The sequence below is a fragment of the Gelidibacter salicanalis genome (assembly GCF_007997285.1).
Taxonomy (GTDB): Bacteria; Bacteroidota; Bacteroidia; order Flavobacteriales; family Flavobacteriaceae; genus Gelidibacter; species Gelidibacter salicanalis.
The window spans coordinates 1-17,822 of record NZ_VORX01000006.1 but is presented as its reverse complement, the minus strand read 5'-3'; the positions used below and the strand labels follow the sequence as shown (position 1 = coordinate 17,822).

General features: G+C 39.1%; 12 protein-coding genes. 2 read left to right on the top strand and 10 right to left on the bottom strand.

Annotated features, from left to right (window positions below; all coding sequences use genetic code 11):
* Positions 1–31: 31 nt before the first annotated feature.
* The 7 genes from ES711_RS12325 to ES711_RS12295 all read right to left on the bottom strand — a co-directional run bounded on the left by ES711_RS12325 (position 32) and on the right by ES711_RS12295 (position 10,005).
* Entirely contained in the window at positions 32–1,102 is a 1,071-nt protein-coding gene (locus ES711_RS12325) for a cytochrome c oxidase subunit II (RefSeq protein ID WP_146893608.1), read from the bottom strand.
* A 28-nt stretch (positions 1,103–1,130) separates the two neighbouring features.
* Positions 1,131–2,510, bottom strand: coding sequence for a quinol:cytochrome C oxidoreductase (locus ES711_RS12320; protein WP_146893607.1), 1,380 nt, complete (start codon positions 2,508–2,510; stop codon positions 1,131–1,133).
* Positions 2,511–2,512: 2 nt separating this feature from the next.
* On the bottom strand, positions 2,513–3,094 hold the full coding sequence (locus ES711_RS12315) for a c-type cytochrome (protein WP_146893606.1): 582 nt from the start codon (positions 3,092–3,094) through the stop codon (positions 2,513–2,515).
* Positions 3,095–3,099: 5 nt separating this feature from the next.
* Positions 3,100–3,633, bottom strand: a complete 534-nt coding sequence (locus ES711_RS12310; RefSeq protein WP_146893605.1) for a DUF3341 domain-containing protein — start codon at positions 3,631–3,633, stop codon at positions 3,100–3,102.
* 4 nt (positions 3,634–3,637) lie between these two features.
* Entirely contained in the window at positions 3,638–5,386 is a 1,749-nt protein-coding gene (gene nrfD, locus ES711_RS12305; RefSeq protein ID WP_146893604.1) for an NrfD/PsrC family molybdoenzyme membrane anchor subunit, read from the bottom strand.
* A gap of 32 nt (positions 5,387–5,418) precedes the next feature.
* Positions 5,419–8,547, bottom strand: a complete 3,129-nt coding sequence (locus tag ES711_RS12300; protein WP_146893603.1) for a TAT-variant-translocated molybdopterin oxidoreductase — start codon at positions 8,545–8,547, stop codon at positions 5,419–5,421.
* A gap of 162 nt (positions 8,548–8,709) precedes the next feature.
* Positions 8,710–10,005 (bottom strand): c-type cytochrome, encoded by a 1,296-nt coding sequence (locus tag ES711_RS12295; RefSeq protein ID WP_146893602.1) that lies wholly within the window; start codon positions 10,003–10,005, stop codon positions 8,710–8,712.
* A gap of 298 nt (positions 10,006–10,303) precedes the next feature.
* On the opposite strand from ES711_RS12295, the gene ES711_RS12290 reads away from it, so the two are divergent.
* Entirely contained in the window at positions 10,304–10,681 is a 378-nt protein-coding gene (locus tag ES711_RS12290) for an SPOR domain-containing protein (protein ID WP_146893601.1), read from the top strand.
* Between the two features lie 216 nt (positions 10,682–10,897).
* Here the strand turns inward: ES711_RS12290 and infB are convergent, their stop codons facing one another.
* The 3 genes from infB to rimP are packed head-to-tail and all read right to left on the bottom strand — an operon-like array spanning position 10,898 to position 15,485.
* A complete protein-coding gene (infB, locus tag ES711_RS12285; RefSeq protein ID WP_146893600.1) occupies positions 10,898–13,744 on the bottom strand; it encodes a translation initiation factor IF-2 in 2,847 nt (948 codons plus the stop codon).
* A 29-nt stretch (positions 13,745–13,773) separates the two neighbouring features.
* Positions 13,774–15,006 carry a transcription termination factor NusA gene (gene nusA, locus ES711_RS12280; RefSeq protein ID WP_146893599.1) on the bottom strand — a complete coding sequence of 411 codons (1,233 nt, stop codon included), beginning with the start codon at positions 15,004–15,006 and terminating at the stop codon, positions 13,774–13,776.
* A gap of 11 nt (positions 15,007–15,017) precedes the next feature.
* The gene (gene rimP / locus ES711_RS12275; protein ID WP_317129874.1) at positions 15,018–15,485 is read right to left on the bottom strand and encodes a ribosome assembly cofactor RimP; all 468 of its coding nucleotides are present in this window, start codon (positions 15,483–15,485) and stop codon (positions 15,018–15,020) included.
* A 154-nt stretch (positions 15,486–15,639) separates the two neighbouring features.
* Here rimP and ES711_RS12270 point away from each other — a divergent pair, with 154 nt between their 5' ends.
* Positions 15,640–16,464, top strand: coding sequence for a universal stress protein (locus ES711_RS12270; protein ID WP_146893598.1), 825 nt, complete (start codon positions 15,640–15,642; stop codon positions 16,462–16,464).
* Positions 16,465–17,822: the final 1,358 nt, after the last annotated feature.

Below are 17,822 nucleotides of genomic sequence, written 5' to 3'. Positions count from 1 at the left end.
ATATATACTGTTTATAAAACGATTTTTGTTATTATTTCAATGATTCTTTGAAGGTCTTTTGCTCTTTAATCCAAGCATCATACTCTTCTTGGGTTTCCACTATAATATTCATTTGCATATTATAATGCGACTTCCCACAAATCTTGTTGCAAAGTAATAGAAAATGGAACTCGTAAGGATCTAAAGCTCCTTCACCTTTAGCCATTAACTCTTTACTTTTCTCTGCGCGAATATTATTAATATTATTAACCTTATCAATCATATCTGGCGTTTCACGCATCTCTTTAGTAGTGATAGACGGTGTAAAACCAAATTTAGTAATCATTCCAGGTACAGAGTTCATTTGCGCTCTAAAGTGAGGCATGTAAACTGAGTGCAGTACATCTTGAGAACGGATTTCAAATAGCACTGGTTTCCCAACAACTAAATGCAATTCCTTAACCACAATATCATCCTGTGCATTGGGATCAGCTTCATCGATACCTAACACATTAGCCTTGTCAATATCAATCAATCTAACGTTGGCCATTCCCAAAACATTATCCTGACCAGCGTAACGTGCGGTCCAGTTAAACTGTTGTCCATAAATTTCAACAATCATAGGGTCAGCATCCTCATCAACATTCATAATAGACGTCCATGTAAATAAGCCGTAGATGATCAATCCAGCTAAAACGATTACAGGAATGATGGTCCAAATGGCTTCCAAAGTATTATTGTCCGCAAAGAATAAAGCTTTCTTTCCTTTTTCTCCTCTGTATTTAAAGGCGAACCAGTGTAATAGAAATTGGGTGATGATCTGAACTGTAAATATTACAGCCATAGAAATCAACATTAAATTGTCAATTTCTGAACCATGCTCTGATGCCGCATTGGACACCAATGGTAAATCTCCCCATTTTACAAATGAAATAATAGTAATGGCATAGATAAAGACCAAGAAGCCCATCATCAAATAACCATTGATCTTATTATCGTAATCTGTTGCAATTCCACTATGAGACGTGTCAGTACTTACTTGAGCAAGATCAAATATTTTGACCATTTGCCAAATAGCTACCGCTATGAATAGTACTATGATAATTGTTAATAAAGCAGTCATTGTCGTTTCTCTTCTTTATATATTATTATTAATAATGGAAATGTTCGCTCTCTTTAAGGAATGGATTGTTCTTAACGGTAAGCGGTGCTTTTGCCAATGACGAGAACACAACCAATAAGAATAAACCTCCAAATAATAGAATTGATCCTATTTCAGGAATTCCAATAAACCATTGATCGCCTACTGTTGCTGGCATGATCATGACAAAGATATCTACATAATGACCTACTAATATTAGGACACCACACATCATCACGAACCATGGAATACGCTTGTAATCACTGTTCATTAAAATTAATAATGGGAACAAGAAATTAAGCACCAACATTCCGAAGAATGGTAAATTATAATCTTCAATGCGGGTTACAAAGTACGTGACTTCTTCAGGGATGTTCGCATACCAAATCAACATGAATTGTGAGAACCATAAATATGTCCACAAGACACTAAACCCGAACATATACTTTGCCAAATCATGAATATGACTGTCGTTTACAAGAGGTAAATGTCCCAATGACTTTAAGAATATGGCCACCATTGCAATCACGGTGACACCACTAACCAGCATTCCTGACAATACATACCAACCAAATAAGGTGCTAAACCAGTGTGGATCTACACTCATGACCCAGTCCCAAGACATGATTGATTCGGTATAAATAAAGAATACTAAAAATCCTGCCGCAATTCTGAATGATTTTTTAAAGTTACTCTTATCACCTGGTTCAGCGGTATCTTGTGCGATAGAAAACTTTCGCGCAAAATGTCGGTATCCCACCCAACCTGCAATAAATATCGCGGCTCTAATTAAGAACCAAGGAATATTTAAATAGCTTGATTTATTTTGAATCAATTTATCATCAGCAACCACCTCTGGGTTCATCCAAATAAAGATTTCATTATGGTGACCGATATAGTGGGAGCCTACTGCAATAGCTACAACGATAATTGCACCTGGCAATAAATAGGCACTAATACCCTCCATCACTCGATTTAATAATGGCGACCATCCTGATTGTGCCGCAACGTTAATCGCATAGAATGCTAAAACTCCTAAAGAAATCATCATAAAGAAAAAGGCAGCGACATACATTGCAGACCATGGTCTCTTAGCTAAACGTTCTTGAACGTGTGCTGCATGTTCGTCATCATGAACACCTTGATCCACATCTGCCGTAGCATCATGTGCTCCAATGTCATGTGTATTATCAGCATGATTTTCTACACCTGCAACAACATGTGCTTCTGTAGGTACATCGTGTCCACCACCATGACCGTCATCCGCCAACATTATTTTTACCTCTTCTAAAGATTTATGAGATGTCATAAAACCATAAGCCACTCCTAAAACTCCTAGGACGATTAGGATGATGGAAAATGTCTTTAATCTATTTGAAATTGTGTACATATCTATATTGAATCTTTAACAGTCTGACTTCCTCCTAATTCTGATTTAAGTTGCATTACATAATCCACAACTTGCCAACGCTCTTCTTCATCCAATTGATTGGCATAAGACCCCATCACGTTTTTACCATAATGAATAGTGTGATACACACTACCTTCAGTCAAAGCTCTTCCTGGATCGTCAAATGCAGGCACTCCTAAAATCTTTTCACGAGTTACTAAAATACCTTTACCATCTCCTTTTTTACCATGACAAACAGCACAGTAAATATCGTATAGCTGACCACCTCTTGGCGAATCAATAGTGGTGGAATCCAAAGGATTTTTTAACGTTGCTTTTGCTAAGTCATACCCTTCTAAAGATCCGTCAATATCAAAAGGCTTATGGCCTCTGGCTACAGATCCGTCAGCGGGCAATTTGGCCTCCATTCCATCAGGTAAAAAATCAGCTTCTCCATAAGCTTCATAGCCTACAGACTCATACATATCTGGAAAATACTGATAATTAGGTCTAGAATTCTCCTGACATGATGCAAAAGAGATCAACACTACCATCAATACTACTAATTTAAATAAGCTTTTCATGTGTATTAGTGTGCTTTATCAATTAAGGTAACTTCTACTGCTCCTGTATTTCTTAAGATATCAAACTGCTCATCAATATTATGACCAGCACTAATTTCCATTAAGAAATGATCGTCTGTTGTTCTTACATCTGGGTTTTCAGCTTCTTTAAACGGCCAAAGTTTACTGCGTAAGTAAAACGTGATGACCATTAAATGCGCTGAAAAAAACACCGTCAACTCAAACATAATCGGCACGAATGCCGGCATGCCTTCAATATAGCTGAAACTTGGTTTTCCACCAATGTTTTGCGGCCAATCTTCAATCATGATATAATCCATCATTACTGTTGCAACGACTAAACCAATAACGCCATAAATAAATGCAGTGATTGCTAATCGCGTTGGTGCCAATCCCATCGCTTTGTCCAATCCGTGAACTGGAAAAGGCGTGTATATTTCTTCAATGTGATAGCGTTCTGCCCTTACTTTTTTAACGGCAGCCATTAAGACATCATCATCGGTATAAATAGCGTGTATAACTTTTGAAGATTCTTCCATACTACTATTGGTTGTTAATTAAAGTTAGCGCTTGTCCTGCCCAATTATCACGTTCAGCTCTTCCTGGAGATGATGCTGTGATTTCGTCTAACAAGTCATATTCTCTTTTTGTCATATTACTCACTTGCATATAAGAATAGATCCCAATACCATTAAGAACTTCTTCCATATTTGGTCCTATCCCGTTAATTTGCTGTAAGTCGTCTTTGGTATGCGTTAGCGGATCAAATGCTCCAACACCATCCATTAGTTTGGTGATAGCTTCAGGATCATGTGGCGTGGCTGTTGAAGGCATACTCACTATAGGTGCTCCTGAATGTGCAATGACACGATGTGTACGCGCATCAATACCTGTACCGACTAAGCTTCCGCCTGAATCTCTAATTCTCTTATAGCTCTCACCAGAAGATTTTAAAATCGTTTTAATCTCTGCTTGTGCAATCACTGGGAATGTACGTGCATATAATAGGAACAATACAAAAAAGAATCCGATGGTTCCGATAAAAATTCCAATATCAACAAAGGTTGGAGAGAACATGGTCCAAGATGATGGCAAGTAATCTCTGTGTAATGACGTCGCGATAATCACGAAACGCTCAAACCACATCCCAACGTTTACAACGATAGAGATAAAGAACGAAAACATAATACTCGTTCTCAATTTTTTGAACCACATAAACTGTGGTGAGAACACGTTACACGTCATCATAAATAAGTAGGCCCACCAGTAAGGTCCGGTTGCTCTATTTAAGAAAGCGTACTGCTCATACTCTACTCCTGAATACCATGCGATAAACAACTCAGTAATATACGCTACCCCAACTATAGAACCCGTAATCATGATCACGATGTTCATCAATTCAATATGCTGAACTGTAATATAATCTTCTAAACTCACCACTTTTCTCATGATGATCAGCAAGGTGTTTACCATCGCAAATCCTGAGAATACCGCTCCAGCAACAAAGTATGGAGGGAAAATGGTCGTATGCCATCCTGGAATAACGGATGTCGCGAAGTCAAAAGATACAATCGTATGTACAGAAAGTACAAGTGGTGTTGCTAAACCTGCAAGTACCAAAGATACTTCTTCAAAACGTTGCCAATCTTTAGCTCTACCTGACCATCCAAAACTTAATAAAGAATAGATTTTCTTTTGGAAAGGTTTTACCGCTCTATCTCTTAACATGGCAAAATCAGGTAACAAACCAGTCCACCAGAATACTAATGACACCGATAAATACGTAGAAATTGCAAACACGTCCCAAAGTAAAGGCGAGTTAAAGTTAACCCACAGGGATCCAAATTGATTCGGAATTGGCAATACCCAATACGCTAACCACGGACGTCCCATGTGAATGATTGGGAACAATCCCGCTTGAACTACCGCAAAAATAGTCATAGCCTCCGCAGAACGGTTAATTGCCATACGCCACTTTTGACGAAACAATAACAATACTGCTGAAATCAGTGTTCCTGCGTGACCGATACCTACCCACCAAACGAAATTGGTAATGTCCCAGGCCCAACCAATGGTTTTGTTTAGACCCCAAACACCAATCCCTGTGGAAACGGTATATATGATACAACCAATACCCCAAAGAAAAGCGAGAAGCGAGATAGAAAAAACTATCCACCACGACTTATTGGCTTTTCCTTCTACAGGCTTAGCTATATCCACGGAAACATCGTGGTATGATTTTTCACCTCTAACTAAAGGTCTTCTAATAGGTGCTTCGTAATGAGACGCCATAATGCTTTTAGAATTATATCTTAATTAATTTACTATGCTTCGGTTGTATTTCTCACAATAGTCTGATACTGTACATTTGGTTTGGTACCAATGTATTCCAGTGCGTGATACATACGTTTATCTTCTTTGAGTTTCGCAACTTTACTTTCTTTATCGTTGATGTCTCCAAAAACCATCGCTCCAGTGCCACAAGCCGCAGAACACGCTGTTTGGAATTCGCCATCCTTAATTTCACGACCATCACGTTTGGCATCAAGAATCGTCTTTTGTGTTTTTTGGATACACAATGAACATTTTTCCATCACTCCACGAGAACGCACAACGACATCAGGATTCAATACCATACGCCCAAGATCATTGTTCATGTGGTAATCAAACTCATCATTCTTAGCGTACAAGAACCAGTTGAAACGACGCACTTTATAAGGACAGTTGTTTGCACAGTAACGTGTACCAACACATCTGTTATACGCCATATGGTTTTGACCTTGACGTCCATGAGATGTTGCTGCCACCGGACAAACGGTTTCACAAGGTGCATGGTTACAGTGCTGACACATCATAGGTTGGAACGCTACCTGAGGATTGTCAGCAGCAATTTCCATTTCGTGTAAAGTATTCTTAATACCTGTATCGCCAGTTAAGCCACTAGCAGATTCTTTCTTAATAATATCTCCAGTAAAGGTGTCTTCAGAAGAATAGTATCTATCAATACGCAACCAGTGCATATCTCTACTTTTTCTTACTTCAGCTTTCCCTACTACCGGAACGTTGTTTTCAGCGTGACATGCAATAACACAAGCGCCACAGCCTGTACACGAATTCAAATCAATAGACAAGTTAAAGTGATGTCCAATAGAGCGATCAAATTCATCCCAAAGATCAACATCAGAAGATCTTATTGAAGTTTCGACGTGATTTAAAGAAACTTTTGGTACGGCATTGTAATAATCCTTATCCTTTGTATTGAAAATTTCAAGTGTGGTTTCTTTGATGATGTCCCCACGTCCCATTAAGGTGTTGTGCAATTGGATACACGCAAACTCGTGCTCTCCCGCAACAACCTTCACTGAAACATCTTGAACGTTATTGAAGTTGGTATATAACTTATAAGCGTTTACTCCAGTTTGCATTTCTTCTTTAAGACCTTTGGTACGTCCGTAACCAAATGACATTCCTAAAGAGCCCACTGCTTGTCCTGGTTGGATGATTGCAGGTACCGTCATGGCAACACCATTAACCGTTATTTCAACCACGCTACCGTTAAGACCACCATCAGCAACATGCCAGTTTTTGATGCCTAATTCTTTTGCATCTGCACTAGAAACCGTTACATAGTTGTCCCAAGACGTTCTGGTAATTGGATCAGGAAACTCCTGTAACCAAGGGTTATTAGCTTGTTGTCCATCGCCCATACCAGTTTTGGTATAGAGTTGTAACTCCATGCCTTTACCTTTGGCAGCGCTAGCTAATGTTCTAGCAGCTTCTCCTCCAGAAGAGGCCGTCATGGATTGGGCAGCAACATCACCTTCCGGTGCTGATTCAGGCCCTGATGCCAATACACTGGTCAACCCAGTAGATACGAACATCCCATCGTGTAATGCTTGATTAAATGAAGCACCACCGAGTACACCAGTATCCCAATTTTCTTTGATGAAATCGTAATACGAAAGATCACTTCCTGTCCATTTTAACAACGCATCTTGAAATTGACGTGTGTCAAAAAGTGGACGAATGGTTGGCTGGGTTAACCCAAAATGACCTTTTTTAAGTTCTACATCTCCCCAAGATTCTAAATAGTGAGGCGATGCAGCAATATATTGTGATTCAGAAGCAGTCTCATCAGCTTTCATAGAGAATGCGATAGACAATTCTGTTTGCTTTAATCCTTCAGAAAATTCCTTTGCATTTGGCAAGGTATATAGTGGATTCACACCACTCATGATAAGGGCACCTACTTTCCCGGCTTTCATATCAGCCACTAAAGTCATTACCTCTTTATTACTACCTTGTCTGGTTTTAACTGGCGTTGCAGCATCAAAAGCTTTACTACCTAAAGCCGCATTGATTTCTAATGCCACCGTTTGTGCATTCACATCATCAATACCTGTCACAAGAACAGCATTACTTCCTGCTCTTTTCAATTCAGAAGCTACCTTTTGGATGCTTTCATCAATGTGTGAAGGCAAATCTGTAGCTACAGATTGACCAGTGATATAACCGAATAGTTTAGCTAATATCTGTTTTTGTTGTGATGGCGTCGCCGGAATACGTTTATCCGCATTGGCTCCGGTTAAAGACATGTTAGATTCTACTTGAATATGTCTGGACATTTTCCCGTCTTTAGGGACACGTCCTTGAGCATAACCAACTTCGAATCCGCCACCTTGCCAATCGCCAAGGAAATCAGCTCCAACAGAAACGATTACCGCTGCTTTCGAAAAATCGTAACTTGCAAAAGCGCGTACGCCGTATTTTGCTTGAAAGGCGTCTAATGCCGCAGATTCAGATACGGCATCGTATACTACGTGACGTACAGAACCATACTTTTCCTTAAATTTTGAAATCAACTTGCTGGTAGAGGGACTTGCAAAAGTTTGGGTCAATAACACAATCTCTTTTCCGCCATTCATCACATCCGTCAATTTCTGATTGGTTTCAGAATCGAAAGTTGACCACGAAATGTTCTTACCTTGTTTCTGAGGGCCTGTTACTCTTAAGTTGTCGTATAATCCTAAAACAGAAGCGTGAACCCTAGCGTTAACACCGCCTTTGGCAGCTTCTAGATCATTACTTTCGATTTTAATTGGACGACCTTCGCGAGTTTTCACTAAAACACTAGCAAAATCAAAACCATCAGCAATTGTTGTAGCGTAGTAATTAGCCACACCAGGTATGATCTCTTCTGGTTGTACAACGTAAGGAATCGATTTGACCACCGGACCTTCACAAGCTGCTAAAGAAGCTGCTGCTGTACTAAAACCAACATATTTTAAGAAATCACGACGTGTTGTTGAAGACTTTTCTAAATTGGATTTATTACCTAAAAATTCGTCAGTTGGAATTTCTGTAACAAATTCATTTTGTCTAAGTGCCTCAACAATAGAGCTGTCTGTATTTAGCTCCTCAACACTTTTCCAGTATTTCTTGTTTGATGACATAATTTATATTTACGATTTTTGATTTCCGATCTACGATTCTAATTTACAGATTGTCACTAGTTTTGGCAATCGTAATTCTTCAATCGTAATTCTAAGATATTATACCTTTTTTTGTTTGTTCAAAAGAGCGTCTGTAAAAGAACTTGTGCTCCTTGTTAGTATTTAGTAATGGCATTTACCACATTCCAAACCACCCATTTGTGCAACGGTAAGTTTTTCAACACCATATTTTTTAGATAACTGCTCGTGAATTTTAGTGTAATACGCGTTATCCTCTACCTTCACATCGGTCTCTCTATGGCAATTGATACACCAGCCCATAGTTAATGGTGCATGTTGCGACATGATTTCCATAGTTTCAACAGGACCGTGACACGTTTGACATTCAATACCACCAACTGTAACGTGCTGGGAGTGGTTAAAGTAAGCAAAGTCAGGTAAGTTGTGAATACGGATCCATTTTACCGGCTGTGGCTCTCCTATGTATTTCTGATCAGCAACACTCCACCCTGTAGCAGCATAAAGTTTTTCAATTTCCTTGTTGTAATCTACACCATATTCCTGTCCTTCAGCGAGCGTCTCTGGAGACACTTCAGAAATAGATTTATGACAGTTCATACACACATTTAAGGAAGGGATACCAGATTGCTTACTAACTCTCGCTGAGGAGTGACAGTATTTACAATCGATAGCATTATCGCCCGCGTGGATTCTATGGGAATAGTGAATTGGTTGCACTGGTGCGTAACCTTGATCAACACCCACTTGCATAAAGTAACCGTATACAAAGTAGCCACTAGTTAATAACAACATAATAACGGCTACAATGACTAAGAATTGATTCTGAACAAATGCTTTCCAAATAGAAACTCCTTTTTGATCTTCAACCATCACACCTTTAGCTTCAGCAAAGCGGTTTAATGTGCGTCTTACCAAAATTAGCGCCATGGCCAACAAGGCAAATAAAACGGCAAGGGCTCCAAGAATTAATGTATTTGAAGTTCCAGAGTCGCCGCCTGAACCAGCATTAGGCTCAGCACCAGCTACTGGAGCTGGAGGAGCTGCTTTTTCTTCACCAGTGTAGGCCAAGATATCACTGATATCCTGATCTGACAACTGAGGGAAAGGGCTCATTGGCATTTTATTGTACTCGTTGTAAATTTGATTCGCGTAAGGGTCACCAGACTTAATAAGACCGGCACTATTGTGTATCCACGCTGTCAACCAAGCTCTATCAAGACCTTGCTCATCAGCCAACCGTTGCTCAATATTGCGAAGCGCTGGACCCGTACTTGGCCCGTCTAACTTATGACATGCGGCACAATTGGAGTTGTATAATGTTTTTCCCTTGGCAGGATCACCATCTTGAGCGTGAAGCGATGTTGAAAACGTAAGTAAAATAAGGAACCCTAATTGTAGTAGATTAGCGGCCAATTTACGGTGTATCACCTGTTTCATATTATTAGTTGAATTATCTTCCAAACTTTGGTATGATTTTTTCATTTAAAAAGAAAAAAATACAGTTATAAAATCTCTCGCAAAAGTAATACTTAAAGTCGATTATGGAAATGTTACAGTTCTGTTAATTGATAATTTATAAACATTCTAAATAATAAACCAACCCTTATTCTAGTTAATTAAAATGACATGAGCGGATTGCAAATTAAATTTGATATTTTTGCAAATTGTGAATGGTTAAGTATAAATCAATTACAACATCAAACAAGGAATATATAATTAAAAAGCATAAAACACCATGATAAAACCTATTGTAAAATTAGCCTTTATTGCCCTTACTCTTTTTTCTAGCACTCATGTGGTCGTGGCCCAACAAGGCACGGTTTCCGTTGAACAACCAAAAGATATTGAAAAACTGTTAGAGTTTAAAAAAGACTTGCGCAGTATGGAGGCTTTTAGAATTCAGGTGTATAATGGCTCCAGAAGTGGCGCAGAGTCTGCAAAAAGCCAAGCCACCAGTTTGTTCCCAGAATGGAGTAATTCCATTGAATACGAACAACCAAATTACAAGATTTGGGTGGGAAATTTTAGAACACGATTAGAAGCTGACCGCGCCCTCATGACGGTTAAGAAAAGCTATGCTAATGCGTTTATCCTGTTGCCTAAAATCAAATAAAAACAGTCAGTTTGAACCCATGTCATCGTTGCCGAGACTACGTAAGATCAAAATTCTTATGAAAGGTTTCTAGGGATCAATAGAGGACTCAATTTTCAAATAAAACTGAACACCTTTTAGACGGCGTAAGAGACTTTAAGAACATTTCACATCCCAAACTATAAGACATAAAAAAAGCGACTCTCGGAGTCGCTTTTTTAATTCTATAGTGTTAAATTATTTCAATTTCTTTTTCACTTCTACCTCATGGAACGCTTCGATAACATCATTTTCTTTAATGTCGTTATAGTTTTTAATTTGCATACCACAATCATAACCTTTAGAAACTTCTCTAACATCATCCTTAAATCGTTTCAATGAGGACAGTTCTCCTGTGTAAACAACCACACCTTCTCTAATCAAGCGGATGCTTGAATTTCTGAAGATCTTACCTGTAGTCACCATACATCCGGCAATCGTTCCAATTTTAGAAACTTTAAAGATTTCTCTGATCTCAGCGGTACCCGTAATTTCTTCTTTCAGCTCAGGAGACAACATGCCCTCCATCGCATCTTTAAGATCATTGATCGCGTCATAGATAATAGAGTACATTCTGATATCAATTTCTTCCTTGTCTGCAATTTGACGTGCATTCCCCATTGGGCGTACGTTAAATCCGATAATAATGGCATCAGACGCAGTAGCTAGCAACACATCACTTTCAGTAATGGCCCCTACTCCTTTATGGATAATGTTCACCTGAATTTCTTCAGTTGACAATTTCTGGAACGAGTCGGTCAAAGCTTCCACTGATCCATCCACATCACCTTTAAGAATAATGTTCAACTCTTGGAAATCTCCAAGGGCGATACGACGACCGATTTCATCAAGCGTGATGTGACGTTGTGTTCTTACAGATTGCTCACGTTGTAACTGTGTACGTTTTGCTGCAATTTGTTTCGCTTCGCGCTCATCAGCAAAGACGTTAAACTTATCACCTGCCTGTGGCGCCCCGTCCAATCCTAAGATGGAGACTGGTGTAGAAGGTCCTGCACTTCTCACGTCATTTCCACGTTCATCATGCATTGCTCTTACTTTACCACTGTTTTTACCAGCAAGTACATAATCTCCAACTTTTAATGTCCCAGCTTGTACTAAGATGGTAGATACATATCCTCTACCCTTATCTAAAAAGGCTTCTACTACCGTACCAACGGCATTTTTATTTGGATTTGCTTTAAGCTCTAACAATTCGGCTTCTAGCAATACTTTCTCCAATAATTCTTTAACCCCTTCCCCTGTTTTAGCGGAGATATCATGCGATTGGATTTTTCCACCCCAGTCTTCAACCAACAAGTTCATTTGTGCCAAGCCTTCTTTTACTTTTTCAGGATTTGCACTAGGTTTATCTATTTTATTAATCGCAAAAACGATTGGCACACCCGCTGCTTGCGCATGGGCAATAGCTTCTTTAGTTTGTGGCATGATCGCATCATCCGCAGCAATTACAATAATCGCCAAATCGGTTACTTGAGCTCCACGAGCACGCATGGCTGTAAAGGCCTCGTGACCCGGTGTATCTAAGAATGCCATCTTCTGACCGCCTTCTAACTGTACGCCGTAAGCACCAATATGCTGTGTAATACCACCAGATTCTCCAGCAATAACGTTCTCCTTACGAATGTAATCCAAAAGTGACGTTTTTCCGTGATCGACGTGTCCCATTACGGTAACAATCGGCGCACGTTCAATCAACTCTTCAGGTTTGTCTTCAATAACAACTATGCTGTCTTCAAGATCAGAGGTTACAAACTCCACATCATACCCAAACTCATCAGCAACTACTGATAAAGTTTCAGCATCCAAACGTTGGTTCATGGTCACCATCATCCCTAACGACATACATGCTGAGATGATTTGCGTCACTGGCACATCCATCATCGTAGCCACCTCGCTTGCCGTAACAAATTCAGTTACTTTCAACACTTTGCTTTCCGCTGCTTGCTGCTCGATATCCTTTTCCGTTTGTGTACGGTGTTGATCTCTCTTGTCTCTTCTATATTTAGCACCTTTGCCTTTATTCGTTTTCCCTTGAAGTTTTTCAAGTGTCTCACGAACTTGCTTTTGTACATCAGCTTCGCTTGGTTCTTCTTTTACAGTACTGGTTCTATTACCAGGTTTCCCTTTGTAATTTGGACTTGCACCTCTATTAGCACCAAAAGCCGGCTTATCGCCAGGAGCTGCAGGCCCTTTGCTAATACGACGTCTCTTTTTCTTGTTAGCGTCACTAATAGCAGGCTTTTTCTCTTCTTTTTTCTTCTTCGGTTTATTAAACTGAGAAAGATCTATCTTTTCACCGGCAATTTTAGGTCCGGTTAATTTTTGATATTGTGTTTTGATTTGCTCATCACCAAATTCAGGAGTTTTTGGTGTTTGCGCCACTTCAGGACCTTTAGGGGCCTCCGTAGTTTTTGGCGTTTCAGTTTTTACAACTGGAGCTTCTTTTTTAATCTCTTCTTTAGGTGTCTCTACCTTTTTAGGCTCTTCCTTAGCTTCCACCCTTGGCGTTTCCCTAGCTACAGGTGCAGCTTTTTCAACGGGTGCAGGTTGCTCCAAAGGCTTAGGCTGCTTTGGTTCTTCAACAGGCTTGTCCACCTTAGGCTCTTCAGTCTTAGGTTTCTCTTCAACCTTTGGCGCTTCAGGTTTAGGTTTTTCAACTGCTTCCGGCTTCTTAGGATCCAGATCAATTTTACCTACTTGTTTTGGCCCACTTAAAGACGCTCTTGCTTTAACAACTTGTTTGCTGGCCTCTTCCTTCTTCAGTTTCTCCTCAATCTCTCTTTCACGTTGCTCACGCAATTCTTCCTTTTCTTTCAACTTTGCCTCACTAACCTCCTGGGAGGCCATTTTCTTATTGGCATCAGTTTGAAATTCATTGGAAAGAATGGAGTGAACATCCTCTGATATTTTCGTATTGGGACTCTTCTCCACCGTCACGCCCTTTGATTCTAAAAAATCAACTGCACGATCAATGGAAATATTGAGTTCTCTTAATACTTTATTTAATCTAATTGTATCAGCCATAAATTGCTTCTAATATAACTTAATATGTGTTATTCTTCAAATTCTTCCTTAAGAATTCTGATAACATCTAAAATGGTTTCTTCTTCTAGATCGGTTCTCTTAACCAGATCCTGAACATCTTGTTCTAATATACTCTTAGCAGTATCTAAACCTGCTTTGCTGAATTCTGCAATGATCCAACCTTCAATTTCATCAGTAAATTCTGATAATTCAACATCCTCTTCAGCACCTTCTCTAAAGACATCAATTTCATATCCTGTCAACTGTCCAGCCAATCGAATATTGTGACCGCCTCTACCAATTGCTTTACTCACTTCTTCTGGTTTAAGAAGCACTTCAGCGCGTTTGGTTTCTTCGTTAAGTTTTACAGAGGTCACCCTTGCTGGACTCAAAGCCCTGGTGATGAACAACTGGATATTACTGGTGTAGTTAATGACGTCAATATTTTCATTGCCCAACTCTCTAACGATACCGTGAATTCGAGATCCTTTCATCCCTACACAAGCGCCCACAGGGTCAATTCTATCATCGTAAGAATCTACCGCAACTTTCGCTTTCTCACCTGGCATACGTACTACTTTCTTAACCGTAATTAAACCGTCAAAAACTTCTGGAATTTCCTGCTCGAACAGTTTCTCCAAAAATACCGGAGCGGTTCTAGACATGATGATGGTTGGCTTATTACCTTTAAGTTCAACACTTTCTATAATACCTTTCACATTTTCTCCTTTACGGAAGAAATCAGAAGGGATTTGTTTTTCCTTTGGAAGGATGATCTCGTTGCCTTCATCATCCAATAAAATAATAGCTCTGTGACGGATATGGTGTACTTCCGCCGTATAAATTTCACCTACTAAATCCTTAAAGTGCTTGTAGATATTCGTATTGTCATGCTCATGAATTTTAGAAATCAAATTCTGACGCAATGCCAAAATAGAACGTCTTCCTAAATCGATAAGTTTTACGGCTTCTGCAACATCTTCCCCTACTTCAAAATCCGGTTCAATTTTGCGTGCTTCAGATAATTCAATCTCTTGGTTAGGCTCTTCTACCTCACCATCAGCGACAACAATTCTGTTTCTCCAGATTTCTAAATCTCCTTTATCAGGATTTATAATGATATCAAAGTTATCGTCATCTCCATACTTCTTCTTCAATGCATTTCTCAAAACATCTTCTAAAATCGCCATTAAGGTGACACGATCGATTAATTTATCGTCCTTAAATTCTGAAAAAGAATCAATTAACGCAATATTCTCCATAACTTATCGAATTAAAATTTTATTATCACTTTAGCTTCTAAAATATCATCATACATAATTTTAGCCTGCTTATTTACCACTATTTTACCTTTACCTACTGGTTTCGGTTCTTTTGTTGTCCACTCTAAAGTCACTCCAGCCTCATCAACTTCCGTTAATTCACCCTCAATTTTCAAATCAGGTTTTGCTTTCACTTCCAAAGTTCTGCCGATGTTTTTCTTATACTGACGCTCATTAATCAAAGGTGATGTGGCACCCGCTGAGGCCACATCCAAAGAAAAATCGACTTCTTCTCGGTCTAAATCGTTCTCAATGGCCCGACTTACAAACACGCAATCTTCTACAGTCACACCGTTATCGCCGTCAATAACCACGCTGATTTTATGATCAGAATTTATCTTCAAATCGATTAGAAAAAGATCTGGCCTTTCTTCTAATCCGTTATTAATTAAGTCTTTAACTGTCTTCTCACTCAGCATATAATTAGTATAAAAAGAGGGGACTTTCTTGTCCCCTCGTGTTTTCTTTTACCATTCAGCGGTGCAAATATACAATTTTTTTATTGATTTATCCAAAGGATATAAAGTCGATTTTTATTATTAAATTTAGGATTAACTACATATCTTCCACCTCATGAAAAAAATTCTTGTACCCACCGACTTCTCAGAACAGGCCGAAAACGCCCTAAAAGTAGCCGCTCAGTTGGCTAAAAAACATGGTTCTGAAATCTTTATCTTGCACATGCTCGAGCTGCCCATGCAAGAAGTTGATATGATGAACACGGCCAGCCCTTTACCAGAAGCCATGTTTTTTGTGAAACTAGCCCAACAAAAATTTGAAGACCTTTTGTCTCGAGATTATCTGAAAGGTATTGTGGTGCACGATATTGTAAAAAACTATCCCTCATTCAGCAGCATTATTGATACCTGCCACGAACATAATGTCGATTTGATTGTCATGGGATCTCACGGAGCTTCAGGACTGAAAGAAATGTTTATTGGCTCTAATACTGAAAAAGTGGTCCGCACCTCAGATATTCCGGTGATGGTTATCAAGAATGAGCACGCCGAATTTAGTGTAGATCGATTTGTATTTGCTTCAGATTTTAACAAAGATAATCGAGAGACCTACAAACAAGCCACCGACATCGCAAAATTGTTTGGCGCCAAAATGTATTTGGTCATGGTCAATACCGCCAATAGTTTTACACCTACGGCAATAGCCAACAGCCGGATCCAGGATTTCATAAAAGGTTCTGATTTTAAAGACTATACCACACACATTTACAATGATGAGAGTGTTGAAATGGGCATTTTGAACTTTTCAAAAGAGATTGATGCCGATTTAATTGGCATCAGCACCCATGGCCGACAGGGGATTGCGCATTTCTTTAATGGCAGCATTAGTGAAGACCTGGTGAATCATGCGAAACGCCCAGTGATTACTTTTAAAATATAGGAATTTAGACCGCTGCGCAATTAGAATAGAGAATAGAGACCGCTGCGCTGTTGTGAAATAGACCGCTGCGCTGTTAGAACAAAGAATCAAGACCGCTGCGCTGTTAGATTTGACTCGGCTTTGATAATAAAATTTGGATTTTTGGAATATGGATAAAGTCTAAATTAGACAATTGGAATAAAAACTCAGAACTTTATTCTAGCTCCCAGGCGTCTCTTCTCTTTTTTCTATTCTCTCTATTCTTGTAAAATAGACCGCTTCGCTGTTGAAATAGACCGCTTCGCTATTAGAATAGAGAATTGAGACCGCTTCGCTGTTAGATTTGAGTGGGCTTTATTTTGAGATTTGGATTTTTGGAATCTGGATAAAGTCAAATTTACACAATTGGATGGAATAAAAAGTCAGAACTTGATTCTAGCTCCCCATCATCTCTTCTCTTTTTTCTATTCTCTCAGTTCTTTTAAAATAGACCGCTTCGCTGTTGAAATAGATCGCTTCGCTATTAGAATAAAGAATCAAGACCGCTGCGCTGTTAGATTGGAGTGGGCTTTATTTTGAGATTTGGATTTTTGGAATCTGGATAAAGCCAAATTTACACAATTGGATGGAATAAAAAGTCAGAACTTGATTCTAGCTCCCCATCATCTCTTCTCTTTTTTCTATTCTCTCAGTTCTTTTAAAATAGACCGCTTCGCTGTTGAAATAAACCGCTTCGCTATTAGAATAGAGAATAGAGACCGCTGCGCTGTTAGATTGGAGTGGGCTTTATTTTGAGATTTGGATTTTTGGAATCTGGATAAAGCCTAATTTACACAATTGGAATAAAAAGTCAGAACTTGATTCTAGCTCCCCATCATCTCTTCTCTATTCTCTCTATTCTTGTAAAAAAGATCGCTACGCTGCTAGAACCAAGAATCAAGACCGCAGCGCTGTTAGACTTGAGTCAGCCTTAATAATCAAATTTGGGATAATTTAGTAATCGAACAGTCTTCTCTCTTCTCTCTTCTCTCTATTCTATTTTCTATGTTCTATTTAAAGAAAATCCAAAAAACAAAAAATCCCGACATATTGCTATATCGGGATTTCAATTCTTGTTGGCCTACTAGGGCTCACTTCGTCTTCGCTCAGCATAAACTTCTCGCCCTAGTAGATAGAGCTGTCAAACAAAAAATCCCGACTTATTTCTAAATCGGGATTTCAATTCTTGTTGGCCTACTAGGGCTTACTTCGAGGATCATTCCTAAAAGTTGTGTGTGAATTGAAATAGAATTTTGATTTTTGCAAAAAAAACCTGACTTTGGAAAATTATTTGGACCTACTGAAACTCATTCTTCCTGAATTTTTAATCAACCATTTCG

What these genes read in the sequence shown, in the direction of transcription:
- ES711_RS12325 (WP_146893608.1), bottom strand. Translation starts at nt 1,102, where the DNA reads ATGACTGCTTTATTAACAATTATCATAGTACTATTCATAGCGGTAGCT.
- ES711_RS12320 (WP_146893607.1), bottom strand. Translation starts at nt 2,510, where the DNA reads ATGTACACAATTTCAAATAGATTAAAGACATTTTCCATCATCCTAATC.
- ES711_RS12315 (WP_146893606.1), bottom strand. Translation starts at nt 3,094, where the DNA reads ATGAAAAGCTTATTTAAATTAGTAGTATTGATGGTAGTGTTGATCTCT.
- ES711_RS12310 (WP_146893605.1), bottom strand. Translation starts at nt 3,633, where the DNA reads ATGGAAGAATCTTCAAAAGTTATACACGCTATTTATACCGATGATGAT.
- nrfD (WP_146893604.1), bottom strand. Translation starts at nt 5,386, where the DNA reads ATGGCGTCTCATTACGAAGCACCTATTAGAAGACCTTTAGTTAGAGGT.
- ES711_RS12300 (WP_146893603.1), bottom strand. Translation starts at nt 8,547, where the DNA reads ATGTCATCAAACAAGAAATACTGGAAAAGTGTTGAGGAGCTAAATACA.
- ES711_RS12295 (WP_146893602.1), bottom strand. Translation starts at nt 10,005, where the DNA reads ATGAAACAGGTGATACACCGTAAATTGGCCGCTAATCTACTACAATTA.
- ES711_RS12290 (WP_146893601.1), top strand. Translation starts at nt 10,304, where the DNA reads ATGATAAAACCTATTGTAAAATTAGCCTTTATTGCCCTTACTCTTTTT.
- infB (WP_146893600.1), bottom strand. Translation starts at nt 13,744, where the DNA reads ATGGCTGATACAATTAGATTAAATAAAGTATTAAGAGAACTCAATATT.
- nusA (WP_146893599.1), bottom strand. Translation starts at nt 15,006, where the DNA reads ATGGAGAATATTGCGTTAATTGATTCTTTTTCAGAATTTAAGGACGAT.
- rimP (WP_317129874.1), bottom strand. Translation starts at nt 15,485, where the DNA reads ATGCTGAGTGAGAAGACAGTTAAAGACTTAATTAATAACGGATTAGAA.
- ES711_RS12270 (WP_146893598.1), top strand. Translation starts at nt 15,640, where the DNA reads ATGAAAAAAATTCTTGTACCCACCGACTTCTCAGAACAGGCCGAAAAC.